General features: G+C 38.3%; 29 protein-coding genes, 2 tRNA genes and 1 rRNA gene. 19 read left to right on the top strand and 13 right to left on the bottom strand.

Annotated elements, in window-relative coordinates; genetic code table 11:
• Nucleotides 1-26 precede the first annotated feature (26 nt).
• Nucleotides 27-626 carry an RdgB/HAM1 family non-canonical purine NTP pyrophosphatase gene (gene rdgB, locus ACT2CV_RS04990; RefSeq protein ID WP_464973004.1) on the bottom strand — a complete coding sequence of 200 codons (600 nt, stop codon included), beginning with the start codon at nucleotides 624-626 and terminating at the stop codon, nucleotides 27-29.
• A 134-nt stretch (nucleotides 627-760) separates the two neighbouring features.
• Here rdgB and pyrR point away from each other — a divergent pair, with 134 nt between their 5' ends.
• The 4 genes from pyrR (at nucleotide 761) to apaH (ending at nucleotide 4,049) form a co-directional block, all read left to right on the top strand.
• Complete coding sequence (pyrR, locus tag ACT2CV_RS04995) at nucleotides 761-1,297, top strand: bifunctional pyr operon transcriptional regulator/uracil phosphoribosyltransferase PyrR (protein WP_464973005.1); 537 nt, start codon at nucleotides 761-763, stop codon at nucleotides 1,295-1,297.
• 64 nt (nucleotides 1,298-1,361) lie between these two features.
• Nucleotides 1,362-2,309, top strand: coding sequence for a peptidylprolyl isomerase (locus ACT2CV_RS05000; protein ID WP_464973006.1), 948 nt, complete (start codon nucleotides 1,362-1,364; stop codon nucleotides 2,307-2,309).
• Between the two features lie 49 nt (nucleotides 2,310-2,358).
• Nucleotides 2,359-3,219: a 16S rRNA (adenine(1518)-N(6)/adenine(1519)-N(6))-dimethyltransferase RsmA gene (gene rsmA / locus ACT2CV_RS05005; protein WP_464973007.1), complete on the top strand. Its 861-nt coding sequence runs from the start codon at nucleotides 2,359-2,361 to the stop codon at nucleotides 3,217-3,219.
• Nucleotides 3,220-3,221: 2 nt separating this feature from the next.
• The gene (apaH, locus tag ACT2CV_RS05010; protein ID WP_464973008.1) at nucleotides 3,222-4,049 is read left to right on the top strand and encodes a bis(5'-nucleosyl)-tetraphosphatase (symmetrical) ApaH; all 828 of its coding nucleotides are present in this window, start codon (nucleotides 3,222-3,224) and stop codon (nucleotides 4,047-4,049) included.
• 58 nt (nucleotides 4,050-4,107) lie between these two features.
• Here the strand turns inward: apaH and ACT2CV_RS05015 are convergent, their stop codons facing one another.
• Nucleotides 4,108-4,707: a YajG family lipoprotein gene (locus ACT2CV_RS05015; protein ID WP_464973009.1), complete on the bottom strand. Its 600-nt coding sequence runs from the start codon at nucleotides 4,705-4,707 to the stop codon at nucleotides 4,108-4,110.
• Between the two features lie 98 nt (nucleotides 4,708-4,805).
• On the opposite strand from ACT2CV_RS05015, the gene ACT2CV_RS05020 reads away from it, so the two are divergent.
• The 11 genes from ACT2CV_RS05020 (at nucleotide 4,806) to mnmA (ending at nucleotide 14,762) form a co-directional block, all read left to right on the top strand.
• Nucleotides 4,806-5,117, top strand: coding sequence for a BolA family protein (locus tag ACT2CV_RS05020; protein WP_464973010.1), 312 nt, complete (start codon nucleotides 4,806-4,808; stop codon nucleotides 5,115-5,117).
• 253 nt (nucleotides 5,118-5,370) lie between these two features.
• Nucleotides 5,371-6,714 (top strand): Na(+)-translocating NADH-quinone reductase subunit A, encoded by a 1,344-nt coding sequence (locus ACT2CV_RS05025; protein WP_464973011.1) that lies wholly within the window; start codon nucleotides 5,371-5,373, stop codon nucleotides 6,712-6,714.
• A 2-nt stretch (nucleotides 6,715-6,716) separates the two neighbouring features.
• Nucleotides 6,717-7,952: an NADH:ubiquinone reductase (Na(+)-transporting) subunit B gene (locus ACT2CV_RS05030; protein WP_464973012.1), complete on the top strand. Its 1,236-nt coding sequence runs from the start codon at nucleotides 6,717-6,719 to the stop codon at nucleotides 7,950-7,952.
• Nucleotides 7,945-8,721 (top strand): Na(+)-translocating NADH-quinone reductase subunit C, encoded by a 777-nt coding sequence (locus tag ACT2CV_RS05035; protein ID WP_464973013.1) that lies wholly within the window; start codon nucleotides 7,945-7,947, stop codon nucleotides 8,719-8,721. The genes ACT2CV_RS05030 and ACT2CV_RS05035 overlap by 8 nt, the downstream gene beginning before the upstream one ends.
• Nucleotides 8,721-9,344, top strand: coding sequence for an NADH:ubiquinone reductase (Na(+)-transporting) subunit D (locus ACT2CV_RS05040; protein WP_464973014.1), 624 nt, complete (start codon nucleotides 8,721-8,723; stop codon nucleotides 9,342-9,344). The genes ACT2CV_RS05035 and ACT2CV_RS05040 overlap by 1 nt, the downstream gene beginning before the upstream one ends.
• Before the next feature lie 3 nt (nucleotides 9,345-9,347).
• Nucleotides 9,348-9,944 (top strand): NADH:ubiquinone reductase (Na(+)-transporting) subunit E, encoded by a 597-nt coding sequence (nqrE, locus tag ACT2CV_RS05045; RefSeq protein ID WP_464973015.1) that lies wholly within the window; start codon nucleotides 9,348-9,350, stop codon nucleotides 9,942-9,944.
• A gap of 10 nt (nucleotides 9,945-9,954) precedes the next feature.
• On the top strand, nucleotides 9,955-11,184 hold the full coding sequence (nqrF, locus tag ACT2CV_RS05050; protein ID WP_464973016.1) for an NADH:ubiquinone reductase (Na(+)-transporting) subunit F: 1,230 nt from the start codon (nucleotides 9,955-9,957) through the stop codon (nucleotides 11,182-11,184).
• Nucleotides 11,185-11,329: 145 nt separating this feature from the next.
• Nucleotides 11,330-12,367 (top strand): FAD:protein FMN transferase, encoded by a 1,038-nt coding sequence (locus ACT2CV_RS05055; protein ID WP_464973017.1) that lies wholly within the window; start codon nucleotides 11,330-11,332, stop codon nucleotides 12,365-12,367.
• Between the two features lie 9 nt (nucleotides 12,368-12,376).
• Nucleotides 12,377-12,631 carry a (Na+)-NQR maturation NqrM gene (gene nqrM, locus ACT2CV_RS05060; protein WP_464973018.1) on the top strand — a complete coding sequence of 85 codons (255 nt, stop codon included), beginning with the start codon at nucleotides 12,377-12,379 and terminating at the stop codon, nucleotides 12,629-12,631.
• A gap of 20 nt (nucleotides 12,632-12,651) precedes the next feature.
• Nucleotides 12,652-13,608, top strand: coding sequence for an ADP-ribosylglycohydrolase family protein (locus ACT2CV_RS05065; protein WP_464973019.1), 957 nt, complete (start codon nucleotides 12,652-12,654; stop codon nucleotides 13,606-13,608).
• A gap of 2 nt (nucleotides 13,609-13,610) precedes the next feature.
• A complete protein-coding gene (gene mnmA, locus ACT2CV_RS05070) occupies nucleotides 13,611-14,762 on the top strand; it encodes a tRNA 2-thiouridine(34) synthase MnmA (protein ID WP_464973020.1) in 1,152 nt (383 codons plus the stop codon).
• Nucleotides 14,763-14,856: 94 nt separating this feature from the next.
• Here the strand turns inward: mnmA and ACT2CV_RS05075 are convergent, their stop codons facing one another.
• The 5 genes from ACT2CV_RS05075 to ACT2CV_RS05095 are packed head-to-tail and all read right to left on the bottom strand — an operon-like array spanning nucleotide 14,857 to nucleotide 17,911.
• Nucleotides 14,857-15,486 carry an energy-coupling factor ABC transporter ATP-binding protein gene (locus ACT2CV_RS05075; protein WP_464974032.1) on the bottom strand — a complete coding sequence of 210 codons (630 nt, stop codon included), beginning with the start codon at nucleotides 15,484-15,486 and terminating at the stop codon, nucleotides 14,857-14,859.
• 1 nt (nucleotide 15,487) lies between these two features.
• Nucleotides 15,488-16,123 (bottom strand): energy-coupling factor transporter transmembrane component T family protein, encoded by a 636-nt coding sequence (locus ACT2CV_RS05080; protein ID WP_464973021.1) that lies wholly within the window; start codon nucleotides 16,121-16,123, stop codon nucleotides 15,488-15,490.
• Nucleotides 16,120-16,731, bottom strand: a complete 612-nt coding sequence (cbiM, locus tag ACT2CV_RS05085; protein WP_464973022.1) for a cobalt transporter CbiM — start codon at nucleotides 16,729-16,731, stop codon at nucleotides 16,120-16,122. Before cbiM ends, ACT2CV_RS05080 begins: the two co-directional genes overlap by 4 nt.
• 1 nt (nucleotide 16,732) lies before the next feature.
• Nucleotides 16,733-17,221, bottom strand: coding sequence for a carboxypeptidase regulatory-like domain-containing protein (locus tag ACT2CV_RS05090; RefSeq protein ID WP_464973023.1), 489 nt, complete (start codon nucleotides 17,219-17,221; stop codon nucleotides 16,733-16,735).
• The gene (locus ACT2CV_RS05095) at nucleotides 17,222-17,911 is read right to left on the bottom strand and encodes a DUF4198 domain-containing protein (RefSeq protein ID WP_464973024.1); all 690 of its coding nucleotides are present in this window, start codon (nucleotides 17,909-17,911) and stop codon (nucleotides 17,222-17,224) included.
• Between the two features lie 271 nt (nucleotides 17,912-18,182).
• Between ACT2CV_RS05095 and hflD the strand changes: the two genes are divergently transcribed.
• Both hflD and purB read left to right on the top strand, forming a co-directional pair.
• Nucleotides 18,183-18,797, top strand: coding sequence for a high frequency lysogenization protein HflD (hflD, locus tag ACT2CV_RS05100; RefSeq protein ID WP_464973025.1), 615 nt, complete (start codon nucleotides 18,183-18,185; stop codon nucleotides 18,795-18,797).
• 15 nt (nucleotides 18,798-18,812) lie between these two features.
• Nucleotides 18,813-20,180: an adenylosuccinate lyase gene (purB, locus tag ACT2CV_RS05105; RefSeq protein ID WP_464973026.1), complete on the top strand. Its 1,368-nt coding sequence runs from the start codon at nucleotides 18,813-18,815 to the stop codon at nucleotides 20,178-20,180.
• A gap of 58 nt (nucleotides 20,181-20,238) precedes the next feature.
• Here the strand turns inward: purB and ACT2CV_RS05110 are convergent, their stop codons facing one another.
• Nucleotides 20,239-20,490, bottom strand: a complete 252-nt coding sequence (locus ACT2CV_RS05110; protein WP_464973027.1) for a helix-turn-helix domain-containing protein — start codon at nucleotides 20,488-20,490, stop codon at nucleotides 20,239-20,241.
• A gap of 74 nt (nucleotides 20,491-20,564) precedes the next feature.
• Here ACT2CV_RS05110 and ACT2CV_RS05115 point away from each other — a divergent pair, with 74 nt between their 5' ends.
• Both ACT2CV_RS05115 and ACT2CV_RS05120 read left to right on the top strand, forming a co-directional pair.
• Nucleotides 20,565-20,819: a hypothetical protein gene (locus tag ACT2CV_RS05115; RefSeq protein WP_464973028.1), complete on the top strand. Its 255-nt coding sequence runs from the start codon at nucleotides 20,565-20,567 to the stop codon at nucleotides 20,817-20,819.
• A 25-nt stretch (nucleotides 20,820-20,844) separates the two neighbouring features.
• On the top strand, nucleotides 20,845-21,741 hold the full coding sequence (locus ACT2CV_RS05120; protein ID WP_464973029.1) for an EexN family lipoprotein: 897 nt from the start codon (nucleotides 20,845-20,847) through the stop codon (nucleotides 21,739-21,741).
• Nucleotides 21,742-21,763: 22 nt separating this feature from the next.
• Here the strand turns inward: ACT2CV_RS05120 and nrdG are convergent, their stop codons facing one another.
• From nrdG to rrf, 5 genes are all read right to left on the bottom strand, one after another.
• Entirely contained in the window at nucleotides 21,764-22,231 is a 468-nt protein-coding gene (gene nrdG, locus ACT2CV_RS05125; protein ID WP_464973030.1) for an anaerobic ribonucleoside-triphosphate reductase-activating protein, read from the bottom strand.
• Between the two features lie 21 nt (nucleotides 22,232-22,252).
• On the bottom strand, nucleotides 22,253-24,373 hold the full coding sequence (gene nrdD / locus ACT2CV_RS05130; protein WP_464973031.1) for an anaerobic ribonucleoside-triphosphate reductase: 2,121 nt from the start codon (nucleotides 24,371-24,373) through the stop codon (nucleotides 22,253-22,255).
• Nucleotides 24,374-24,594: 221 nt separating this feature from the next.
• Nucleotides 24,595-24,670: transfer RNA gene (locus ACT2CV_RS05135), tRNA-Trp, on the bottom strand.
• A gap of 17 nt (nucleotides 24,671-24,687) precedes the next feature.
• Nucleotides 24,688-24,764: transfer RNA gene (locus tag ACT2CV_RS05140), tRNA-Asp, on the bottom strand.
• Nucleotides 24,765-24,776: 12 nt separating this feature from the next.
• Nucleotides 24,777-24,892: ribosomal RNA gene (rrf, locus tag ACT2CV_RS05145) — 5S ribosomal RNA — on the bottom strand.
• Between the last annotated feature and the right edge of the window lie 66 nt (nucleotides 24,893-24,958).

Raw genomic sequence — 24,958 nt, forward strand, 5'->3', positions numbered from 1 at the left:
AAAGTGCGGTGTGTTTTTACGAAGTTTTAAGCGGTTAACTTGGCTTTTAAGATCGCCAATGCTCTGGCGCGATGAGAGATCTTTTTCTTTTCCGCTAATTCAAGTTCAGCAAAGGTGCAATTCACTTCAGGACTAAAAAATAAGCTATCATAACCAAAGCCATTACTGCCCTTTTCTGCAAAACCAATTTCACCAAAACATTCCCCCTCAGCAATAATTGGGGACGGATCCTTTTCATGTTGCAATAACACAATGCAGCTCACGAATTTTGCTTTACGCTGTTCCGCACTTACGCCTTGTAATTTTTCCAGCAGCTTCTGACGATTTTTGGCGTCTGCCTCGTCGCCATCAACACCCGCATAGCGCGCAGAATATAAGCCGGGCTCACCATTCAATGCATCTACAACCAAACCTGAGTCGTCAGCAATTGCTGGCAAACCTGACATTTTGCTAGCATATCTTGCTTTTAAAATGGCATTTTCCACGAAAGTTAAACCTGTCTCTTCTGGGCTTTCAATATTCAAATCTGTTTGTGCAATAACTTCCCAGCCGAATTCTGCTAACACATCGGACATCTCTTTGACTTTCCCCTTATTGCCGGTCGCAAGCACAATTTTTTGTTTCATAAGATTTATTTTTCCTTATTTCTTGGCTAAATTGGCATTATTATAAAGTTTTTTAATGAAAGTGCGGTCATTTTTTACTAATTTTTGTTATAGTAACACCAATTTAATTTTCCTCGCCAATAAAGAAGGGTTTTATGGAAAAGATCATTATTGATGAAGACCAATTTATTCGCACTATTTCGCGAATTTCACATGAAATCATCGAAAAACATCAAAATTTAGACGATATTGTGATCGTTGGCATTAAGCGTCGCGGTGCTGAAATTGCCGAATTGATCAAGCGTAAAATTACCGATTTAACACAGAAAGAATTGCCCTCTATTGATTTAGATATCACCTTTTATCGTGATGATTTAGAGTATGCAGAACCAAGCCAAGCACCAATTTATCATGGTTCTTCTGACTATATTAGCGTGCAAAATAAAACGGTAATCTTAATTGATGATGTACTTTTTACCGGTCGCACCATTCGCGCAGCATTAGATGCTTTAGCGGATTTTGGGCGTGCTGCAAAGGTAGAATTAGTGATTTTTGTTGACCGAGGTCATCGTGAATTGCCAATTCGAGCTGACTATGTGGGTAAAAATGTACCCACCAGTCGCAGTGAGAAAGTTCAAGTTCGTACCATGAAATTTGACAGTTGCTATGAAGTGGCTTTATTGTCAAAATAAGGAACTTTTCTTGAAGTACATAATCTAACCCATTGTCTTTAATTAACTGTACCAACGGATAAATATGAAACTTATGTCTTTAAAATCAATTTTTGTAGTGGCGATCAGTGCCTTTGCTATTTCAACCTCTGCACAAGCGGTAGAACAAGTGGTGGCCACCGTTGATGGCGCACCAATCTTAGAAAGCCAACTAAAACGTGCTTTAGGAAAACGTGCAAATACAGAAGAAAACCGAATGAAAGCATTGGACAGCATTATTGATGATATGCTGTTACAAAAAGCTATTAAAGAATCTGGCGTTAATGTCAGCGCGGCAAAAATTGATCAAATTGTGCGTAATATTGCCGCACAAAATGGCTTAACCTATGGACAATTCCTTGATGTTTTAGACTACCAAGGTATTTCATTACAAAAATTCCGTAGCAACATTCGTAACCAAATTTTAATGTCTGAAGTGCGTAACCGTAGCATTGGCAAACACATTGATGTTAGCCGAGAAGACGTTGAAGCACTCAGCAAACAAATGTGGGAAAATGCAAAAAATAGTGGTAATACAAAAGCGTTAACAACAACGCATTACCAAGTGCGCCATATTTTGTTAAAATTAAATCCAATGTTAAATGACGCACAAGCTAAAGCAAAATTAACTGAAATTCGTTCTGATATCCTTGCGGGTAAAACAACTTTTGCTGCAGCAGCGAAAGATTATTCAAAAGATTACTTATCAGGTGCAAATGGCGGTGACTTAGGTTTTACAGCACCAGATAGCTATGTACCTGAATTTGCCAATACCATTAGAAAAACCAAAAAAGGACAGATTTCTGCGCCTTTTAAAACCGAGTTTGGTTGGCATATTTTAGAAGTAATGGATAGTCGTGATGGCGAGGTAAGCGAAAATGCATTCCGCCAAAAAGCCTATGAAACCTTAGTTAATCAGCAACTTCAAGATGAAGCAAAAGATTGGGTTAAAGCCTTACGTAAAGGTGCTGAAATCAAATATCTAGTAAGATAATTTTTCGGTGGGCAATGCCCACCCTTTTTATTTTTATACATACATTATTATGAATTCCAAAAAACATTTAGGTCATACCGCCCGTAAACGATTTGGGCAAAACTTCTTACATGATGACAATGTCATACAGGGCATTGTTGCTGCCATTTATCCACAAAAAAATCAATTTTTAGTTGAAATCGGTCCCGGTTTAGGTGCTTTAACCGAACCAGTTGCGGATCAAATTGATCATTTAACCGTTGTCGAATTGGACCGCGATCTTGCTGAGCGATTACGCCATCATCCTTTCTTACATCAAAAATTAACCGTAATTGAAACGGATGCGATGCAATTTGATTTTGGCTCACTTTACGAGAAAGAAGAATGTCAAGGGAAAGGACTGAAATTAAGAATCTTTGGTAACCTCCCCTATAATATTTCTACACCATTGATGTTCCATTTATTTAAGTTCCACGACAAAATTCAAGATATGCACTTTATGTTGCAGAAAGAAGTGGTAAAACGCTTATGTGCAGCGCCAAATAGCAAAGCATATGGCCGCTTAACGATTATGGCGCAATATTTTTGCCAAGTGATGCCTGTATTAGAAGTGCCACCAACAGCGTTTAAACCTGCACCCAAAGTGGATTCTGCGGTTGTGCGCTTAATTCCACATGAAACCTTACCTCATCCTGTTAAGGATTTATATTGGCTTAATCGTGTAACCAGCCAAGCTTTTAACCAAAGACGAAAAACCTTACGTAATGCGTTATCTGGTTTAATTTCTGCGGAAAATTTAACCGCACTTAATATTGATTTGAATGCACGAGCAGAAAATCTCAGCATTGCAGATTATGCACGCTTAGCAAATTGGTTATATGATAATCCTCCCGAAATGGACAATGCAGAAATAATTGACTCCGAAGACTAATTATGGCGAATTATATTGTTGGTGATTTACATGGTTGCTATGACGAATTGCAACTTTTATTAGAAAAAGTCCAATTTGATCCTCTAAAAGATCATCTCTACTTAACTGGTGATTTAGTGGCAAGAGGCGATAAATCTTTGGAATGTTTACGCTTTGTTAAATCCTTGGGTAATGCAGCACAAACAGTGCTTGGCAACCATGATTTACACTTACTTTCCACCGCACTTGGTATAAAAAAAGTCAAACCTTGGGATAAAGTCGATGCGATTTTCGCTGCGGAAGATTTCGAAGAATTAATGGATTGGTTACGCCGCCAGTCACTATTTATTCATCAACAACAATTAGGGTTCTGTCTTGCTCATGCGGGTATTTCACCTGATTGGGATTTGCAAACTACGATGGATTGCGCAAAAGAAGTTGAACAAGTGCTCAGTTCAGAGCAATACCCTGATTTGTTAGCTCAAATGTACGATAGCCAACCAGATCGCTGGCAAACGGATTTACAAGGCATTTCTCGTTTACGTTATATCATCAATGTGTTCACGCGTATGCGTTTTTGCTATAGCGATCATCGTTTGGATTTTGAATGTAAATCGCCTGTTTCACAAGCCCCAGACTATCTCAGCCCTTGGTTCAACTTAGATAATCCATTATTTAAACAAGAGCAGATTATTTTTGGACATTGGGCAAGTTTAGTGGATACGCCTGTTCCAAATAATATTTATGCGTTAGACACAGGCTGTGCTTGGGGCAATCGAATGACGTTACTTCGTTGGGAAGATAAGCAATATTTTGTTCAACCTAGCCTACAAAACCGCGGTGTAAAATAAAACAGTTTTTGTAATAAAAAAATGGACGTTAAGCGTCCATTTTTCTTTTTAGGTTTCATTAATTACTATAACGATAAATCGCATCAGCAATTTCTCTGTCTTTGTGCAATCCTCTCACCACATCCTGTAAGGTTAAGGTCAAACTTTTTTGGATATCGAGATTATTCACACCTAGCACACCTTCATCGACACGACTTGCACCAATATTTTTGGTGAAATTGCCTTTCACGCCTTGCACATGAATTTCTAATTGTACGCGTGAAGAGATTTTATGACGAAGATTGCCTTCATCAACCTGAGCGTAAAACTCTTTTACTCGTACTAACAATTGCGTATTCGCTTCTGCACTAGCTAAGCGGAAGCCTTTCGCATTTAAATCTTGTTGTACCACCTGTTGAAATAGTTTAGCCACTTCTGGCGAAGCAGATAATTTTAATAATGAACCAGAAGATGTGTAACTAGATATTTCCGGCTGCGCACGCTCATCTTTTGTGACCACATTAACAATGGCTTTTTGATTCATTGTGTTAAATGCAACGGTTGCTGTTGGCGATGCTGGCGAAAAATGAAGCGTATTGCTCGGTTTATCAGCACAAGCAGCCAATAAAACACTACTTGCCACCAGTGCTACCAACGAAAATGGTTTGCGTAATTTCATAATATGTCCTCAATGTAAAATAATCGTCGCATTATTCTTGCAAACTTACTTTATAATGTATAGCCTTCTTAGCAAATTTTTTATTCATGGAGAATCAAATGACCAAACAACAAGAGCTGATCGATAGATTAACGCAAGAATTTACACCGCACTTTGTTCATGTAGAGAATGAAAGCCACATGCACCGTTCAGGACGCGGCGGTGATTCACATTTCAAAATTGTCCTAGTAAGCGATAAATTCGATCATATCAGCAAAGTGGCGCGCCATCGTTTAATTTATCAATTTCTTTCCGCAGATCTCGAAAATGGCATACACGCCCTTGCTTTACATACTTATACGCTAGCAGAATGGCAAGCGTTAGGCCAACAATATCCACAATCACCAAATTGTACTGGAATTGGCGTATAACTCTTTAGAAGTATTTTTGCAAAAACTCTCATTTTTTAGCCAAATATCACTAAAAATACGGTGTTAAAGTAGAAGAAATGTCGATTTTTAGTTAGAATAGGTTGTTATTTTTGTCTTTATTTTGGGGCAAATACAGAATTTGAGTTTTTATTTTTATGGTTTTACAAAACCATTACTCAATGTGTGGTCATTATTTTTAATTTTTTATAAATAGTGGCTTAATTTTTAAACCTAACGAAAAGTAGTGCAAACAATGATTACGATTAAAAAAGGCTTGGATCTTCCTATTGCAGGGAAACCAGAACAAGTAATCCGTAGCGGCAATGCCGTTACTGAAGTTGCCTTGCTTGGCGAAGAATATGTAGGTATGCGTCCTTCAATGAAGGTACGTGAAGGTGATGTAGTGAAAAAAGGTCAGGTACTTTTTGAAGATAAAAAGAATCCTGGCGTTGTATTTACTGCCCCTGCTAGCGGTACTATTTCTGCGATTAATCGCGGTGCTAAGCGAGTATTACAATCTGTGGTAATTCGTGTTGAAGGTAATGAACAAGTTACTTTCGATAAATACGATGTTGCTGCATTGAGCCAATTAAGCGAAACACAAGTGCGTCAAAATTTACAAGCCTCTGGCTTATGGACAGCATTACGTACGCGCCCATTTGGTAAAGTACCCGCAGTTGATGCAGTTCCTGCGTCAATCTTCGTAAATGCAATGGATACCAATCCATTATCAGCAAACCCAGAAGTAGTCCTAAAAGAACATTGGCAAGATTTTGTGTATGGTTTGACTGTGTTAAGCCGCCTACATCCAAATGGCAAAATCCATTTATGTAAAGCTGGCGACACAAATATCCCAACAGCAGATATTGAAAACCTTGCAATTCATGATTTTGGCGGTCCACATCCAGCGGGTTTAGTGGGTACTCACATTCACTTTATCGATCCTGTTAGCGTAACTAAACAGGTATGGCATTTAAACTATCAAGATGTCATCGCATTCGGTAAATTGTTCACCACTGGTGAGATCTATACAACACGTGTTATTTCATTAGCAGGTCCACAAGTCAAATCGCCTCGTTTAATTCATACACACCTTGGTGCGAATCTTTCTCAATTAACAGAAAATGAATTAAATGAAGGACAAAATCGTATTATCTCTGGTTCTGTATTACATGGTAAGAAAGCGGAAGGTCCACATAACTATTTAGGTCGTTATGCATTACAAGTTTCTGTTATTGCAGAAGGTAGCGACAAAGAATTTATGGGTTGGATTACACCACAAGCAAGTAAGTACTCAATTACACGTACCGTTTTAGGTCACTTTGGTCGTAAATTATTCAATTTTACCACCGCAGTTAATGGTGGCGATCGTGCAATGGTACCAATTGGCTCTTATGAGCGTGTTATGCCATTAGATATCTTACCAACTTTATTATTACGTGATCTTGCTGCGGGCGATACAGACTCAGCTCAAGCACTCGGTTGTTTAGAGTTAGAAGAAGAAGATTTAGCACTCTGTACTTTTGTTTGTCCGGGTAAAACCGACTACGGTTCACTCTTACGTCAAGCATTAGATAAGATTGAGAAGGAAGGTTAAAAATGGGTTTAAAACATCTTTTTGAAAAAATGGAACCCGCGTTTTTACCTGGTGGCAAATATGCGAAACTTTACCCTCTATTTGAGGCAATGTTTACATTAGTTTATACACCAGGGACAGTCACTAAAAACACCACTCACGTGCGTGATGCGATTGACTCAAAACGTATGATGATTACTGTTTGGTTAGCATTATTCCCAGCAGTTTTCTATGGTATGTATAACGTAGGTCAACAATCTATTAATGCCATTGCACATTTAGGTACAACAGTTGAGGCATTAGCAACAAATGACTGGCACTATGCACTTGTGCAATTGTTAGGTATTGATGTTTCGACAACAGCAGGCATTGGCAGCAAAATGGCATTAGGTGCGGTATTCTTTTTACCGATTTACCTCACAGTTTTTGCATTAGGTTCATTAATTGAAGTTGTGTTTGCCGTTGTTCGTGGCCATGAAGTAAACGAAGGTTTATTCGTTACTACTATTCTTTTTGCTCTTATCGTTCCGCCAACATTACCATTATGGCAGGCGGCTTTAGGTATTACCTTTGGTTTAGTTGTAGCAAAAGAAGTGTTTGGTGGTGTAGGCAAAAATTTCATGAACCCAGCATTAGCAGGCCGTGCATTCCTATTCTTTGCTTATCCAGGTCAAATTTCTGGTGATATTGTTTGGACGGCTGCAGATGGTTTCTCTGGCGCAACCGCACTTTCACAATGGGCACAAGGTGGCGAAGCAGCATTAAAACACGTTGCAACGGGTCAACCAATCACTTGGATGGATGCGTTCTTAGGTAATATCCCTGGCTCTATGGGTGAAGTATCAACTTTAGCATTAATCATTGGTGGTGCAATCATCGTCTTTGCTCGCATTGCTTCTTGGCGTATCATTGCTGGCGTATTCTTAGGTATGGTATTAACTTCTACCCTATTTAACTTAATTGGCTCAGCTACAAACCCATTATTCTCTATGCCATGGCATTGGCATCTTGTATTAGGTGGTTTTGCAATCGGTATGTTCTTTATGGCAACCGACCCTGTATCAGCTTCATTCACCAATACAGGTAAATGGTGGTATGGCTTATTAATTGGTTTTATGGCGGTATTAATTCGTGTTGTAAACCCAGCATATCCAGAAGGGATGATGTTAGCTATCTTATTCGCAAACTTATTTGCTCCAATTTTCGACTACTTAGTGGTTCAAGCAAATATCAAACGTCGGAGAGCACGCAATGGCTAAATTCAATAAAGATAGTGTTGGCGGTACAATTCTCGTAGTTGTGCTTGTCAGCTTAGTTTGCTCTATTATCGTAGCTGCTACTGCAGTAGGTTTAAAATCGACTCAAGATGAGCAAAAGTTGCTAGATAAGCAAAAAAATATTTTAAGTGTTACAGGTCTATTACCAGCTAAAGCAAAAAGTACAGATATTAAAGCAATCTATGCTAAAAATATTGAACCTAAAATCGTTGATTTAGCCACAGGTGAATATTTGGACAATGTAACTAACTTTGACGCAAAAAATGCAGTTAAAGTTGCAGGACAACATATTGATATTGCACCAGCTGATGATAAAGCAGGTATTAAAAAACGTGCAAATTTTGCTGAAGTGTATTTAGTGAAAAATGATCAAGGCGAAGTAACTCAATATGTATTACCAATGTATGGCAACGGTTTATGGTCTGTGATGTACGGATTTGTTGCAGTTGAACCAGATCTAAACACTGTAAAAGGGATTACCTACTATGAACAAGGTGAAACCGCGGGTTTAGGTGGTGAAATTGCTAACCCTAACTGGCAAAAATACTTTGTGGGTAAAAAACTTTACGACGCACAAAACCAAGTGGCGATCAAAATCGGTAAAAATGCTTCAGCAGATGCAGAACACGGTATTGATGGTCTTTCAGGTGCAACTTTAACCACAAATGGTGTTCAAGGTTCATTTGATTATTGGTTTGGTCCAAACGGCTTTGGTCCATATTTTGCCAAAATTAAAGCGGGGGCAAACTAATGGCTAATTCAAATATGAAAAAATTATTACTATCGCCTATCGCGGATAGTAACCCAATTGCGTTACAAATTTTGGGTATTTGTTCAGCACTTGCAGTAACAACCAAACTTGAGACCGCAGTGGTAATGGCAATTGCGGTAAGTTTAGTAACCGCATTTTCTAGCTGCTTTATCTCAATTATTCGTAACTATATTCCAAATAGCATTCGAATTATTGTTCAAATGGCTATCATTGCTTCATTAGTAACACTTGTTGACCAAGTATTACAGGCTTTTGCTTACGAACTTTCTAAGCAATTATCGGTATTCGTTGGCTTAATTATTACTAACTGTATCGTAATGGGACGTGCAGAAGCTTTTGCAATGAAAGAGCCACCAGCAGCCAGCTTTGTTGATGGTTTAGGTAATGGTATCGGCTACGGTGTGATCTTAGTCATTGTGGCATTCTTACGTGAACTGATTGGTTCAGGTAAGATTTTCGGTATTACCGTATTCCAAACTGTTCAAGATGGTGGTTGGTATCAAGCAAACGGCTTATTCTTATTAGCACCAAGTGCGTTCTTTATTATCGGCTTTTTAATCTGGGGCCTAAGAACTTGGAAACCTGAACAGGTGGAGAAATAATCCATGGAACATTTATTAAGTATTTTTGTAAAGTCTATCTTTATTGAAAATATGGCTCTTTCTTTCTTCCTAGGTATGTGTACATTCCTAGCGGTATCAAAGAAAGTATCCACCTCATTTGGTTTAGGGATTGCAGTAATTGTTGTTCTCGGTATTGCTGTGCCTGTAAACCAACTTGTTTATACCCATATTTTAAAAGATGGCGCACTTGTTGAAGGTATTGATTTAACCTTCTTACGCTTTATTACATTCATCGGTGTTATTGCTGCATTAGTACAAATCCTTGAAATGATCTTGGATAAGTTCTTCCCTGCTTTATACAGTGCATTAGGGATCTTCTTACCATTGATTACAGTAAACTGTGCAATTTTCGGTGGCGTATCTTTCATGGTGCAACGTGAATACAATTTCGTTGAATCTGTTGTTTACGGTATCGGTGCCGGTACAGGTTGGATGCTAGCTATCGTTTCATTAGCTGGTTTAACAGAAAAAATGAAATATTCTGATGTACCAGCTGGTTTACGCGGTTTAGGTATTACCTTTATCACCGTAGGCTTAATGGCATTAGGTTTCATGTCATTCTCAGGTATTCAATTATAAGGAGCATATCGTGGATAGTAATTTTATTTTCGGTATTGGCGTATTTACTGCCCTTGTATTGGTACTTGCGGTAGTTATCTTATTCGCTAAATCTAAATTAGTGGACTCTGGCGATATCACTATCTCGATCAACGAAGATCCAGAAAAAGCTATTACTTTACCTGCTGGCGGCAAATTATTAGGCGCATTAGCAAGCAAAGGGATTTTTGTTTCATCTGCTTGTGGTGGCGGTGGCTCATGTGGTCAATGTATCGTTAAAGTAAAATCTGGCGGCGGTGAAATCCTACCAACAGAACTTTCACACATTACTAAACGTGAAGCGAAAGAAGGCTATCGCCTTGCTTGCCAAGTAAACGTGAAAAGCAGCATGGATATTGAATTACCAGAAGAAATCTTTGGTGTAAAAAAATGGCAATGTACTGTTATTTCTAACGACAACAAAGCAACCTTCATCAAAGAGCTTAAATTGGCCATTCCTGAAGGCGAGGAAGTACCATTCCGCGCGGGTGGTTATATTCAAATTGAAGCTGACCCACACACAGTGCATTACAAAGACTTCGATATTCCACAAGAATATCATGAAGACTGGGATAAATTTGATTTATGGCGTTATACATCAAAAGTGGACGAGCATATTGTGCGTGCTTACTCAATGGCATCATACCCAGAAGAGAAAGGTATCATTATGCTAAACGTGCGTATTGCAACGCCACCACCACGTAATCCAGATGTACCGCCAGGTCAAATGTCTTCATATATTTGGTCATTAAAAGCAGGCGATAAAGTCACTATTTCTGGTCCATTCGGTGAATTCTTCGCCAAAGAAACAGACAATGAAATGGTATTTATCGGTGGTGGTGCAGGTATGGCGCCAATGCGTTCACATATATTTGACCAGTTAAAACGTTTGAAATCAAAACGTAAAATGTCATTCTGGTATGGTGCACGTTCTAAACGTGAAATGTTCTATGTCGAAGACTTTGACGGCTTACAAGCTGAAAATGACAACTTCGTATGGCATGTGGCGCTTTCTGATCCACTTCCAGAAGATAATTGGGATGGTTACACAGGCTTTATTCACAACGTCCTTTATGAAAACTACCTGAAAAATCATGAAGCGCCAGAAGATTGTGAATACTATATGTGTGGACCACCAGTGATGAACGCCGCGGTAATCAATATGTTAAAAGATTTAGGCGTTGAAGATGAAAACATCTTATTAGATGATTTCGGTGGTTAATCCCTCATAACATCTAAAAAAGTGCGGTCAGATTTTGTAAAGTTTTGCAGAATCTGACCGCTTGTATTCCACGTTAGAAAATAAATGAAAATGTATTCCCTATCTTTTCATTTATTTTCTTAGTTTTTAAGGAGTCTCAGTGAACATGAGAAAGATACCCCATTGGATTTACGCAAGCCTTCTCAGCTTATTATTAATTGCTTGCGAAAAACCAGCACAACAAATTGCCCTTGAAGGCAAAACCATGGGCACAACTTACCATATAAAATATATGGATAATCCCCAATTAAAACAAAATGCAGAACAAATGCACCAAGGCATTGAAGCAATTTTGAAAGATGTGAATGCCAAAATGTCTACCTATATTCCCGACTCAGAGCTGAGCTTATTTAATAAAAATCCCTTAACCAATCAACCCATTGAGGTATCCGCGGATTTAGCTCGAGTTGTCGCGGAAGCTATTGAATTAAATACGGTGACACAAGGCGCATTGGATGTAACTGTGGGCCCTATCGTGAATTTATGGGGATTTGGTCCTGAAAAACGTGTAGAAAAAGCACCAACAGCGGAGCAAATTGCAGAACGTAAGGCTTGGGTAGGTATTGATAAAGTCAAGCTCACCGAACAGAACGGCAAGTTTTTCCTCACAAAATCGGTGCCACAACTTTATATTGATCTGTCATCTATTGCCAAAGGTTTTGGCGTCGATCTCGTTGCTGATTATATTCAGTCCATGGGAGCCGAAAACTATCTGGTTGAAATTGGTGGCGAAATTCGTGCTCATGGCAAAAATACGGAAGGAAAAGATTGGCAAATTGCGATCGAAAAACCAAATTTTGATGGCTCACGCAGCGTTTCTCAAGTGATTGGATTAAAAGATTTTGCCATGGCAACCTCTGGCGATTATCGTAACTATTTTGAAGATAACGGGCAACGTTTCTCACATGAAATAGATCCAAACACTTGCCGGCCAATTCAACATAATTTAGCCTCTATTACCGTATTGGCAAACCGCTCTATGACAGCAGACGGCTTATCCACAGGACTTTATGTCTTAGGCGCAGAAAAAGCATTGCAAGTGGCAGAACAGCACAAAATCCCAATCTACTTAACCGTCAAAACAGAAAAAGGATTTGAAAACAAAATGTCATCCGCATTTAGTCAATTAATTAATCAACAATAAGGTCAGATTATGAAACTTTTTTTAATCACATTTGCTATCTTTATCTTTGTTATTCTTGGTATGGCAATCGGCTATATTTTCCAGAAGAAAAAAATTGCAGGTAGCTGTGGCGGTATCTCAGCATTAGGTATGAAGAAAGTCTGCGATTGCGATGAACCTTGCGATAATCTTAAAGCCAAATTAGACGCAGGCGATGAAGCAGCAAAAGCAGAATACGAAGAAAAATTCGCTAAAAAACAACCGCAGTTTTATGAAGTGAAATAACTGACAGAGCAAGAATCGATATGAATTCAGAACATTCTCTTTTCGAACAAACGAAAGCTGTATTATTTGGTGTTGCTGTGGCGGATGCTTTAGGTGTGCCTGTTGAATTTGAAAGCCGTGAGTATTTACAGTCAAACCCTGTGACGAAAATGTTGGAATATGGCACTTATCATCAGCCCAAAGGCACTTGGTCTGATGATAGTTCAATGACTTTTTGCTTAGCAGAGTCCCTTTCTAAAGGATATGATTTAGATGATATTGCCCGAACTTCATTTAAATGGATGAATGAAGCTTATTGGACACCATATGAAGAGGTTTTCGATATTGGTAGAGGCACATTGCAAGCATTAATGAAATTAGATAAAGGCATTTCTCCTAGAGATTCGGGTGGTCAAGCAGAAACAGATAATGGCAACGGATCATTGATGCGAATTTTACCATTGGTGTTTGAAGTCAAAAACACATCTTTAGATGACACATTCACCAAGGTTTGTGATGTTGGGGGATTTACTCACGGGCATATTCGTAGCCACCTGGCTTGTTTATACTACATTGAGTTTGCTAGATTCCTGCTTGATGGAAAAGATAAATTTGAAATTTACCAACAGTTAAAAAATCCAATTCAAGCGTTTATCCATCACATTGGAGCCACAAAAGAACTTACACATTTCTCTCGTTTATTAAGCGATGACATCTGGAAATTCTCTTCAGACGACATTTACAGCAGTGGTTATGTGATGCACACTTTAGAAGCAAGTATTTGGTGTTTACTGACCACAAACAACTATAAAGAAGCAGTGTTAAAAGCCGTGAATTTGGGTGAAGATACAGATACAACCGCAGCAGTAACGGGTGGATTAGCAGCTCTATTATATGGTTTTAATGAAATCCCAAAAGAGTGGATCGAGCAGTTAGCTAAGAAAGATAAGATAGAAGAATTATCTAATCAATTAGCAAAACGATATTTGCGAGAATAATAATGAAGTCAAAAACCTACGAAAAAAATTTTCCAAAATTAACCGCACTTGAGTTGGCAGAAAATGCCAAAAAGAAAGTTATTTGTGGTATGTCAGGCGGCGTGGATTCTTCAGTGTCTGCTTTTATTCTTCAACAACAAGGCTACCAAGTGGAAGGCTTGTTTATGAAGAATTGGGAAGAAGATGATGATACGGATTATTGCACTGCGGCAGCTGATTTAGCTGATGCTCAAGCTGTATGTGATAAATTAGGCATTAAACTGCATAAAATCAACTTTGCAGCGGAATATTGGGACAATGTGTTTGAGCATTTTCTTGCTGAATACAAAGCAGGTCGCACGCCAAATCCTGATATTCTCTGTAATAAAGAAATTAAATTTAAAGCTTTCTTAGAATATGCAGCGGAAGATTTAGGTGCAGATTATATTGCGACGGGTCATTATGTGCGTCGTGGCGAACAAAATGGCGAATGTCAATTATTACGCGGTTTAGATAATAATAAAGATCAAAGCTACTTTCTTTATACGTTAAGTAAAACACAGATAGCGCAAAGTTTATTCCCTGTAGGTGAAATAGAAAAACCAGTTGTGCGCGCCATCGCGGAAGATCTCGGCTTAGTAACTGCAAAGAAAAAAGATTCAACCGGTATTTGCTTTATTGGCGAGCGTAAATTTAAAGACTTCTTAGCGCGTTATTTACCTGCACAATCAGGCAATATTCGTACCATTGATGGACAGATTATTGGTCGTCATGATGGCTTAATGTATCACACATTAGGGCAGCGCAAAGGGCTTGGTATCGGCGGAATTAAAGGAATGAGCGAGAACGCATGGTATGTTGTGGAAAAAGATTTGATCAATAACGAACTGATCGTTGCCCAAGGGCAAGATAATTCGGCATTGCTTTCTCAAGGTTTGATTGCACAACAATTACATTGGGTTAATCGTCAACCTATTCGTGAGCCCTTACGTTGTACGGTAAAAACTCGCTATCGTCAGACAGATATTCCTTGCCAAATTACGCCGATTGATGATGATTGCATTGAAGTCCGTTTTGATGAGCCTCAAATTGCGGTTACACCAGGGCAATCAGCAGTATTCTATCAAGGCGAGATTTGTCTTGGCGGTGGGATTATCGAATCACAAATTAAATAATCTGTTTCAAGTGCGGTCAAAAAGATCTGATTTTTCACCGCACTTTTTCGAGAAACTCACATAAGAAAAGCGACTTAAGTCGCTTTTTTATCATTTAATCTTCTCTTGTGAAATACAATCGGCTATCCGCCAGCTGATCGGTAAAATTAAGATCATGTGAAGCAATAATCATAGGAAGATGTAATTGCTTCAAAAGTGCGGTCAATTTTTGGATATTTTTGCTATCCAAACCATTTGTCGGCTCATCCAACAGCAATACTTGCGGTTGCATTGCCAATACGCCAGCTAAAGCAGTGAAATTCTGCTCACCGCCCGATAGCGTATTCACTGAGCGATCTTTCAATCTAGTAATATCAAGTCGTTCTAATTGTTGTAATGCAATATCATAGGCTTGTTGCTTATCCATTCCCTGATTTAAAGGGCCAAAAGCCACATCATCTAATACGGTTGGTCCAAATAATTGTTCACTAGCATTTTGAAAACAAATGCCAATTTTGCCTCTTAGCGGTACAAAATCAGCTTCTTTCTGGCAATGATTACCAAACCACTGAATTTCGCCCTGAGAAATAGGTAAAAATCCCAATAATGCATGTAATAAAGTGGATTTACCACAACCAATTTCGCCTTGCAAAAACAGGCATTGTTGTGAGGTTAATGAAAAACTTAAATCAGAAATTATCGCTCGTCCATTGCGATGAAGATGAAGTTGATTTACTTGTAAAATATTAGCCATTCTTTTTTGTTATTTGCTGAAGTTGGAAGCCACGCGCTTTCAATGCCATTTCCGTCCGTTCCACTCTCATCATGGCATGAATGAGTAATAACGCCACTCGCTGCGCACTGACATAAAATGTGCGAGCGTTAAATTTCGCTTGGAAACCTCTCGCTCGCATTGCCATATCCATATTTTGATGTAATTCTTTAAATACCGCAATATAACGAACGGTTAAAACGAATAAATAAACCAATTTTCTTGGTAGAGGAAGCCGTTGAATAGCTTGCAGTAAAATGCTGTCATTGATGTTGAGCAACAAAGTCCACAATAAGATCAGAATTAAATTAATACGCAAGCTCATTAATAACGCGAGATTGATACCTTTTGGATTGAGGATGATACCTTGTGGGCTAATTTTCCAACTTAATGTCAGCCAAAGTAAGAGAGTAAAAATATGTAATTTTGACCACAATTTCACATAAGTCATTAATGATTTACGGAAATAAAAAATCAATGAAATAAACAGAACTAGTGCCACTCCATTGAGTGCCACTAAAAGTGGAATATGTTGCACCGCACTTATGAGCAAGCTTAACAAAAAAGCATAAATTAAGCGAAAGTGCGGTTGAAAAAAAGGAAATTTCATTGGTTCGTACAGAAAATTGCAGGCGACATTTTGGCTAATAATAAAATCACTACAAGACTAATTATGCTATCCACAATAAATACAGGTAAATGGGAAACCAGTAGCAGCACAATTAAATCGTAATACGCTTTTCCACCATCAAAGGTCAGCACAAGAGAAGCAAAAAGTGCAGCACCACCCACACCAAGAATACCCGCTAAAATGCCGGCTATCATTTTCTGCTGACGAGAACTTTCTATCTTTACCAAAGGGCGACATAAATAGAACACTAAGACGGCAGGAAAAGCCATAATGCACAAGTTCACACCTAATACAGCCAAACCACCGAATGAGAAAAATAATGCTTGTAATAATAGGGCGATTAAAAATGCAGGAAACACAGCCCAACCGAGAAATAATCCCGCCATGCCATTTAAAATTAAATGAACACTGCCAATCCCCACTGGAATATGTATTGTACTAGCAACAAAAAAAGCGGCAGAAAACAACGCAGTTAAGGAAAATTGTTCTGCTTTAATTTGGCGTAAACCAACAAATACACCAACAGCTGCAAGTACAGCACCAGTGATCAATGTTGGGGTATGTAATACACCTTCAGATAAATGCATATTAGTCTCTCTTGCCTGAGGTTAATGTGCGGCGTGACTGCCACAACGCCCATAAACCAATGATGCCAACAATATAGCCGATACCGCCGATCACATCACGCCAATAAATTTTATCTCTTAATTGAGCAATATCTTCGCGTAATAAAATCAAAGCGTTATCATTATTTGCCGCTTGCTGATGAATACGGTTAGCGATCACAGTAGCTCGATGGCCTTCTTCTCCTTCAACCACGACTTTAAACAGATGTTCACCCGAAGCCTGTAAGCTAAAGCGACCCGTTTCATCTGTTTTGCCACTCACTATGTTATCTTGCTGACCTTGAGGATAAGCTTCTACATAGGTTTCCGCAGCGGGTGTCATATCAGAATAATAGGCTTTACCCGTAATTTGTTTGCCATCATATTGGGCGATCACATACAAACTATGTGATAACGCACTTTGGCTGAAAACAGCCAAAAGTGCGGTTAAAATAATTAAAACTTTTTTCATTTATTTCACATCAAAAGTTAACATATATTCAATACTACGTTCGTTGTAGTCTGGATTCTCTGCCACTTTTTCTTCGAATTCAGCCCACACTTTGTTGTAACCCGCAGTTGGTGTGAATTGTGCAATACCTTTTTCGTTAGTGAGATTATAAGGATGATCTTCACCTAAACCCACTTTAATATCTTTCGCTGGTTTACCATCAACTAACACCAAAATATCCATTGGTTGACCTGCTTTTGGCATTGCTTGAGGAACTAACTCATATTTCATTTGATGTGCTTTATAAGCTAAATCATCCCAAGCTAAAATAGCTTTACCAAATTTCACAGGATTAATGCTAAGCACCGCTGTAGGTTCTTCTTTTTTCGTTTTTTCTACGTACTTACCACTTGGTAATTTCGACCAAACACCATTGTCAAACTTCACAAATACAATTGATGTTTTTGGTGCAGCAAAATAAGCTTCACCTTGTTTAAATTGTACACTAGCAGGTGTTACTTTACCCATCGCATCCAACAATTTAACTGCTTTTAACTTGCTTTCTGGATAGCTTTCAGTTTCCTCATGCCCAAATTTTACAACATATTGATCCGCTTCCCCTTTCACTGGTTCAAGCCATACATTGTGTGCACTCGCCATAGCACTTGCAAAAAGTGCGGTTAAAACAACAGCCATTTTTTTCATTGTCATTCTCCTTGTTAAACAAATTATTGGTGATTGTGATAATAAAATATGAAGTAACTTCAAGGTCAATGCAGATATAAGTAGAAAAATATGAGATAAATCAAGAAATAGATAATTAGATAAAAAATTAGGCGCCATTAATGAACATTAAGCACTCAATAACCGCATTGTTTTATCATGCTAAATACTAGACGACATTATAACTAGAGTTTAACTTTAAAAAAAAATAGATAAATGCTATATTAAGCGCCTATTTTAAAGGCATTTAATACCAATAATGGCGACGAATTACTACGATATTACTTTAGCGCTGGCTGGCGTATGTCAAAGTGCAAAATTAGTTCAACAATTTGCTCATAATGGACAAGCTGATACAGAGGCATTAGAAACAAGCCTTTACAGCTTGCTACAAACACAACCTGAAAATGTATTGTCTATCTATGGCGGGACAGAAAAAAACTTAAAATTAGGTCTCAGCACACTATTAGAACAACTTAATGCGCAAAATCCTGAGCTAGCACGCTATTGGCTGGGGCTTTTGGGCTTGGCTGCCAAACTTGAGAAACAGCCACAAAATAAAGCAGAACTAGCGCGTCGTATTCAATATTTACCTACTCAGCTTGAACATTTCCATTTATTTGATGATGAAATGTTAGAAAAGCTGGCAATGATGTATACCGATATAATTAGTCCGCTAGGTAAACGATTACAAATCATGGGATCGTCCCTTTATTTACAGCAATCAAGTATACAAAATCGTATTCGAGCCTGTTTGTTAGCAGGTATTCGTTCTGCGATTTTATGGCAGCAACTTGGTGGCTCAAAATGGCAATTACTTTTCTCTCGCCGCAAAATCGCTGATGCGGCACAACAAATTTACGATTCACTTTAACGGAGTAAAATTTATATGCAACTCAATGCGTTAACAGCACTTTCCCCTATTGATGGTCGCTATCAAGATAAAACGACTGCATTACGCAGCATTTTTAGCGAATTTGGTTTATTAAAATTCCGCGTAACCGTTGAAGTTCGTTGGTTACAAAAATTAGCAGCAACTACACAAATTGAAGAAGTCAAAGCTTTATCAAAAGAAGCAAACGATTACCTCGACCAAATCGTTGCCAATTTCAGCTTGGCAGATGCGGAGCGTATTAAAGAAATTGAGCGCACCACAAACCACGACGTAAAAGCTGTAGAATATTTTTTAAAGGAAAAAAGCACCGCACTTCCTGAGCTTGAAGCTGTCAGTGAATTTATTCACTTTGCTTGTACTTCAGAAGACATCAACAATTTATCCCATGCTTTAATGCTCAAAACAGCACGCGAAGAAGTGATTTTACCTGAATGGCAAAAATTAATTGATGAAATTACTCGCCTGGCAAACGAATATAAAGAAATTCCGCTCCTTTCTCGTACTCATGGTCAACCCGCTTCGCCGACCACAATGGGTAAAGAAATGGCGAACGTGGTCTATCGTTTACGTCGCCAATACAAACAATTACAACAGATTGATATTCTTGGTAAAATCAATGGTGCAGTGGGTAACTATAACGCACACTTATCAGCCTATCCCGATCTCGACTGGCACAAATTCAGCCAAGAATTCGTGACTTCATTAGGCGTCACCTGGAACCCATACACCACTCAAATTGAACCACACGACTATATTGCAGAGTTCTTTGATTGCGTAGTACGTTTCAATACAATCATTATTGATTTTGACCGCGATTTATGGGGCTACATTGCGTTAAACCATTTCAAACAACGCACAATTGCAGGGGAAATTGGCTCAAGCACAATGCCCCATAAAGTTAACCCAATCGACTTCGAAAATTCAGAAGGTAACTTAGGCGTTGCGAATGCAGTGATGACACATTTAGGTCAAAAATTACCAATTTCTCGCTGGCAACGTGATTTAACCGACTCAACCGTATTACGTAACCTCGGCGTTGGTTTAGGTTATTGCTTAATCGCCTATGCAGCAACCCGTAAAGGTATCAGCAAATTAGAAGTCAATGAGCAACATTTACGTGATGAATTAAATCAAAACTGGGAAGTGTTGGCTGAACCAATTCAAACCGTAATGCGTCGCTATGGCATTGAAAAACCATACGAAAAATTAAAAGAGTTAACGCGTGGTAAACGTGTAGATGAACAAGCAATGCGTGAGTTTATCGAAAAACTAGATATTCCTGCAGAGGAAAAAGTACGTTTACAACAATTAACCCCTGCAACCTACATTGGTGCCGCGGTTCAATTAGTCGAAAAACTCTAAAACTCAACAAAAATCCACCGCACTTTTTTCTACAAGTGCGGTGGATTTTTTTCATGTTTTAACCAAATCTCTGCTCGATTTCGCGTAAAATCGCTATCGGATCAAGTTCCAATCCCTTGCAATAAGCCACAAATTCAAATAAATCCAAACGCCGATCGCCAGTTTCAACTTTTCCTACAAAAGAAGATACCACGCCCATTTTTTCACACAATGCACGTTGAGAAAGATTAAGCTCGACACGTCGGTTAATTAAGCGCTGCCTTAACCAAATATGTTGCTCTGAATGAATGGATAGTCTTAAATTTGTCATTGCACCTATTTTAGGTGCAAGATATAATTGAACCTGTTTTAGGTTTGCCAACAATATACAGAGGAGAAAATAAAATGGAAAACAACGCTAAATCAGGTATGGTCGCAGGCATCATTGCTTGTGTTCTCGCGGTACTTGGTATCTTATTCCTAGGCATTGTATTTGTCCCACTTGCTGCGATCACTGCATTAATAGGATCTATCATTGCTTTTAAAAATAAAAACTTAGCAGGCATTGGTGTCAATATTTTGGCATGGGTTTTAATTCTCGTCGGTTTATTTACTTCTCCAATTCTATTGGCAGCGATTGGTTTAGGTAGTATGGCTTAGCACAATAATTTAAAAGGAATAAAAAATGAAAAAAATCATACTCTTTATTTTATGCTTTGGAGTGGTTGCTTGTTCAGAAAAGAACAAAGAATACTATTTAGCTAATCCAGATAAAGCTGAACAAAAATGGCAGCAATGTAGAAAAGCAATGGACAATGCTTTTATGAGCAATGATAAATCCTCTTTTGAAAAAACGGAGAAGGATCCTGAATGTAAAGCAAGCAGAGAAGCAATCATAGAATTGCGTAAGCAAAAGGAAGAACAAGAACGTTTAGAGAAAGAAGCGAAAGAAAAAGCCGCTATTGAGGAAGCAAGACAAAAATTAGATCAAGAATTTGGGCAGTTAGATTGGCAAGAATTTACTCGTCAATTTGTTAATACTCAATGTGCGACAAATTATATTCGTGAGGACGACTATCCTTGTCGTGCATTAAAATCGATCTACGATGAAAAAACGTCAAAAGCTAAAGCGGAATTAACAAAATTGACGTTTGCAGACTTGCTTGGGCAAGAAAAACAATACTGTGGGCGAGATCAACGTAAATTCTCCGCTTGCTCAGTGTGGGAAGAAGCGATCACAGAAGTGGGTAAATCACATTTCGATGCAATTCCTTTCCAAGAGCTAGAGAAAATAAACGATAAATTTTGTGTTTATGATGGTCGAAGATTAGCCGCATGTCATATTTTTGAAAAAGTAAAAAAGCAAAAAGGAAAAGAGATTATTAACGCTTATGTACAAAATTATGATGGCTTAAAGCAAGATTATAATCAATGCGTAAAACGTTTAGCTGAAATCGGCGATAACTGGAAGAAATATAAAGAAAGAGAGGCGGTTTCAAATTATTACCCTTGTCCACAAGCGAGAGATGCTCGCAGTCAATTGGGGTTACCTTATGATAATTTCAAAACATTAATGGAATAAACCGCACTTTGAACTAACAGTTTTACTCTTTTAGTCGATAAATCACCTGATTCGCCGATCCTCGCCAAATTAAGCTTGGATCGGCTTTTTCTTGTTCAAATTTACCATCAATAAGCACATCAATGTAAGGTAGAATTTTTTGTTGGAAATCATCTAACTCCGATAATTTATAGCCTGTCCAAACCCAAATATCTTTATCTGGACATTCAGCTTTAACGCGTTGAACAAAAGGTAAAAGCATTTCAAGATTCTGTGGATGAAGCGGATCACCTCCTGTTAGGGTTAAGCCTTGACGCTTAATCCGCGTATCCTTGAGATCATTAATAATCTGTTGTTCCATCACTTGATCAAAAAGAACACCAGCTGTAAAAGACCAACTTTTTTGGTTATAGCAACCTTTGCAAGCATGTGTGCAGCCACTCACAAACAAGGTGCAACGCGTTCCTTCGCCATTCACAACATCCACTGGATAATATTGAAGATAGTTCATTTATCTAAAGTGCGGTTAATTTTATAAATGTTTTACTCGACGTTTCACTTCTTCTTGTTTGCCTGCATTAAACGGGCGTGCGTCTGGACTGCCTAAATAGCCGCAGACACGTCTTGTAACAGATACTTTATCACTATCATGGTTACCGCATTTAGGGCAAACAAAACCTTTGCTGGTACATTTAAATTCGCCAGTAAACCCACATTCATAGCACTCATCAATCGGTGTATTGGTGCCATAGTAAGGTACGCGATCATAGCTATAATCCCATACATCTTCTAATGCTTTGAGATTGTGCTGAATATTTGGATATTCGCCATAACAAATAAAACCACCATTAGCTAAAGACGGGTATGGCATTTCAAAATCCAATTTATCGTAAGGATTAACTTTCTTTTCCACATCTAAATGATAGCTATTAGTGTAATAACCTTTGTCAGTTACCCCTTCAATCACACCAAATAATTTGGTATCTAAACGACAAAAACGATCGCAAAGATTCTCGCTTGGTGTGGAATATAAGCTAAATGCATAGCCCGTTTCTTGCTTCCATCGTTGTACGGCTTCACTTAAATATCGAACAATATCAATGCCTTTTTGACGTAAGTTATCACTATCATAAATATGTTGCCCATATAGCGCATTAATAGTTTCATGTATGCCAATATATCCAAGAGAAATTGAAGCCCGCCCATTTTTAAAAATTTGGGCGACATTATCTTCTGCTTTTAGACGTGCACCGCAAGCGCCTTCCATATATAAAATAGGGGCGACACGTGCTTTTGTATTTTCTAAGCGAGCAATGCGAGTCATCAAGGCCTTTTTAGCGATGTTTAAACGGGCATCCAATAATTGATAGAATTTATCTTCACATCCTTTAGCTTCTAAGGCGATACGGGGCAGATTTAAGCTAATAACGCCTAAATTATTGCGCCCATCATGTATTAATTCGCCATTTTCTTCATAAGCACCAAGGAAGCTACGACATCCCATTGGGGCTTTAAAGGATCCCGTTACTTGAATAACTTGATCATAATTGAGAATATCTGGATACATTCGTTTAGAAGCGCATTCTAACGCTAATTGTTTAATATCGTAATTTGGATCACTTTTAGACTGATTAACGCCTCTTTTAAGAGTAAACACTAATTTAGGAAAAACAGGCGTCTTGTGGTTTTTACCCAGCCCACGAATACGATTTTTAAGAATAGATTGTTGAATTAATCGCTCTTGCCAAGAAGTCCCTAAACCAAAACCAAAAGTAACAAAAGGCGTTTGCCCATTAGATGTATGTAGCGTGTTCACTTCATACTCTAAAGATTGAAAAGCATCAAAGCAATCTTTCTCTGTTAAAGCGCGAGCATAATCTTCTACTGCAGCAATATGCCATTGTTGTGCAGTTTTGAGATGTTTCTCATAGCTAAGTTGAACATAAGGAGCAAGTACTTCATCAATACGATTAATCGTTGTTCCGCCATAAATATGGCTAGCGACTTGGGCAATAATTTGTGCAGTAACCGCTGTTGCAGTACCAATGGATTTAGGTGGTTCAATCTCCGCATTCCCCATTTTGAAGCCTCGCGTTAGCATGCCTTTTAGATCAACTAACATGCAATTAAACATCGGGAAGAAAGGAGCATAATCCAAATCATGATAATGAATTTCGCCTTTTTCATGGGCTTCTACAACATCTTTAGGCAAAATATAGCGCTTAGCATAATGTTTTGCCACAATGCCTGCTAATAAGTCACGCTGAGTAGGTATAACTTTGGCATCTTTATTTGCATTTTCATTCAGTAATGCCACATTGCTCTGTTCTATCAGTCCCTCAATTTCTTGAGTTAAGTGGCTACGTTTTTCCCTTGCTAAATCACGATCATGACGATATTCAATATAAGCCCTTGCAACCTGTGGGTATTTGCTTTTCATCAAATGATTTTCAACGATGTGTTGGATCTGGTTAATATCAATCTCTTGTTGGTGTTGAGAAAAAATTACCTCACAAATTTGCTGACCAAGAGAATAAAAATAACGTTCATCTTCAATATCAACTGCCTGAGCAGCTTTTTTCATCGCATTGATAATTCGTTGCAAATCAAAACAAACTTTATAGCCATCACGCTTAATCACATTAAAGGACATAAAACACCATATATAGTATCATTAAAAAGATAAGGCACTATATATAGATGATTTTAATAATTCAAGGCAAAAAAATGGCATAAAATTGACATATATCAATGTAAAAAAATAAGTTGTTATTTTTACTTAATTTATAGAGGAGAAAAATAATAAAAGTGCGGTGTAAAATTGAATAATTTTATAAAAAATAAATTTGGGGAAATGATAAAGAAAGAATTAAATGGCAGGGGCGGAGAGGCTCGAACTCCCAACACCCGGTTTTGGAGACCGGTGCTCTACCAATTGAACTACGCCCCTATTGGTATGGAAAAGATTGGCGGAATGGACGGGACTCGAACCCGCGACCCCCTGCGTGACAGGCAGGTATTCTAACCAGCTGAACTACCACTCCGCTAAATTTGATATTTGGCAGTGTCCTACTCTCACATGGGGAAGCCCCACACTACCATCGGCGTTACAGCATTTCACTTCTGAGTTCGGCATGGGATCAGGTGGTGCTACTGCACTGTTGCTGCCAAAATAATTTTTATTTAGTTAATTTACTCATTGAATAAACTAACTAAATAAAAACCTGGCGGTGTCCTA

Origin of the sequence: Reella acinonychis (assembly GCF_052384575.1) — a bacterium.
Classification (GTDB): Bacteria; Pseudomonadota; Gammaproteobacteria; order Enterobacterales; family Pasteurellaceae; genus JBQSUQ01.

Bases quoted from the DNA above. Each gene is read 5' to 3' on its own strand.
- ACT2CV_RS05000 (WP_464973006.1), top strand. From the start codon at position 1,362: ATGAAACTTATGTCTTTAAAATCAATTTTTGTAGTGGCGATCAGTGCC.
- mnmA (WP_464973020.1), top strand. From the start codon at position 13,611: ATGAAGTCAAAAACCTACGAAAAAAATTTTCCAAAATTAACCGCACTT.
- ACT2CV_RS05115 (WP_464973028.1), top strand. From the start codon at position 20,565: ATGGAAAACAACGCTAAATCAGGTATGGTCGCAGGCATCATTGCTTGT.
- ACT2CV_RS05040 (WP_464973014.1), top strand. From the start codon at position 8,721: ATGGCTAATTCAAATATGAAAAAATTATTACTATCGCCTATCGCGGAT.
- nqrM (WP_464973018.1), top strand. From the start codon at position 12,377: ATGAAACTTTTTTTAATCACATTTGCTATCTTTATCTTTGTTATTCTT.
- rsmA (WP_464973007.1), top strand. From the start codon at position 2,359: ATGAATTCCAAAAAACATTTAGGTCATACCGCCCGTAAACGATTTGGG.
- ACT2CV_RS05015 (WP_464973009.1), bottom strand. From the start codon at position 4,707: ATGAAATTACGCAAACCATTTTCGTTGGTAGCACTGGTGGCAAGTAGT.
- nrdD (WP_464973031.1), bottom strand. From the start codon at position 24,373: ATGTCCTTTAATGTGATTAAGCGTGATGGCTATAAAGTTTGTTTTGAT.
- ACT2CV_RS05080 (WP_464973021.1), bottom strand. From the start codon at position 16,123: ATGAAATTTCCTTTTTTTCAACCGCACTTTCGCTTAATTTATGCTTTT.
- ACT2CV_RS05030 (WP_464973012.1), top strand. From the start codon at position 6,717: ATGGGTTTAAAACATCTTTTTGAAAAAATGGAACCCGCGTTTTTACCT.
- ACT2CV_RS05055 (WP_464973017.1), top strand. From the start codon at position 11,330: ATGAGAAAGATACCCCATTGGATTTACGCAAGCCTTCTCAGCTTATTA.
- ACT2CV_RS05065 (WP_464973019.1), top strand. From the start codon at position 12,652: ATGAATTCAGAACATTCTCTTTTCGAACAAACGAAAGCTGTATTATTT.
- nrdG (WP_464973030.1), bottom strand. From the start codon at position 22,231: ATGAACTATCTTCAATATTATCCAGTGGATGTTGTGAATGGCGAAGGA.
- ACT2CV_RS05090 (WP_464973023.1), bottom strand. From the start codon at position 17,221: ATGAAAAAAGTTTTAATTATTTTAACCGCACTTTTGGCTGTTTTCAGC.
- cbiM (WP_464973022.1), bottom strand. From the start codon at position 16,731: ATGCATTTATCTGAAGGTGTATTACATACCCCAACATTGATCACTGGT.
- ACT2CV_RS05095 (WP_464973024.1), bottom strand. From the start codon at position 17,911: ATGACAATGAAAAAAATGGCTGTTGTTTTAACCGCACTTTTTGCAAGT.
- purB (WP_464973026.1), top strand. From the start codon at position 18,813: ATGCAACTCAATGCGTTAACAGCACTTTCCCCTATTGATGGTCGCTAT.
- ACT2CV_RS05020 (WP_464973010.1), top strand. From the start codon at position 4,806: ATGACCAAACAACAAGAGCTGATCGATAGATTAACGCAAGAATTTACA.
- nqrE (WP_464973015.1), top strand. From the start codon at position 9,348: ATGGAACATTTATTAAGTATTTTTGTAAAGTCTATCTTTATTGAAAAT.
- pyrR (WP_464973005.1), top strand. From the start codon at position 761: ATGGAAAAGATCATTATTGATGAAGACCAATTTATTCGCACTATTTCG.
- ACT2CV_RS05025 (WP_464973011.1), top strand. From the start codon at position 5,371: ATGATTACGATTAAAAAAGGCTTGGATCTTCCTATTGCAGGGAAACCA.
- ACT2CV_RS05035 (WP_464973013.1), top strand. From the start codon at position 7,945: ATGGCTAAATTCAATAAAGATAGTGTTGGCGGTACAATTCTCGTAGTT.
- ACT2CV_RS05120 (WP_464973029.1), top strand. From the start codon at position 20,845: ATGAAAAAAATCATACTCTTTATTTTATGCTTTGGAGTGGTTGCTTGT.
- ACT2CV_RS05110 (WP_464973027.1), bottom strand. From the start codon at position 20,490: ATGACAAATTTAAGACTATCCATTCATTCAGAGCAACATATTTGGTTA.
- hflD (WP_464973025.1), top strand. From the start codon at position 18,183: ATGGCGACGAATTACTACGATATTACTTTAGCGCTGGCTGGCGTATGT.
- apaH (WP_464973008.1), top strand. From the start codon at position 3,222: ATGGCGAATTATATTGTTGGTGATTTACATGGTTGCTATGACGAATTG.
- rdgB (WP_464973004.1), bottom strand. From the start codon at position 626: ATGAAACAAAAAATTGTGCTTGCGACCGGCAATAAGGGGAAAGTCAAA.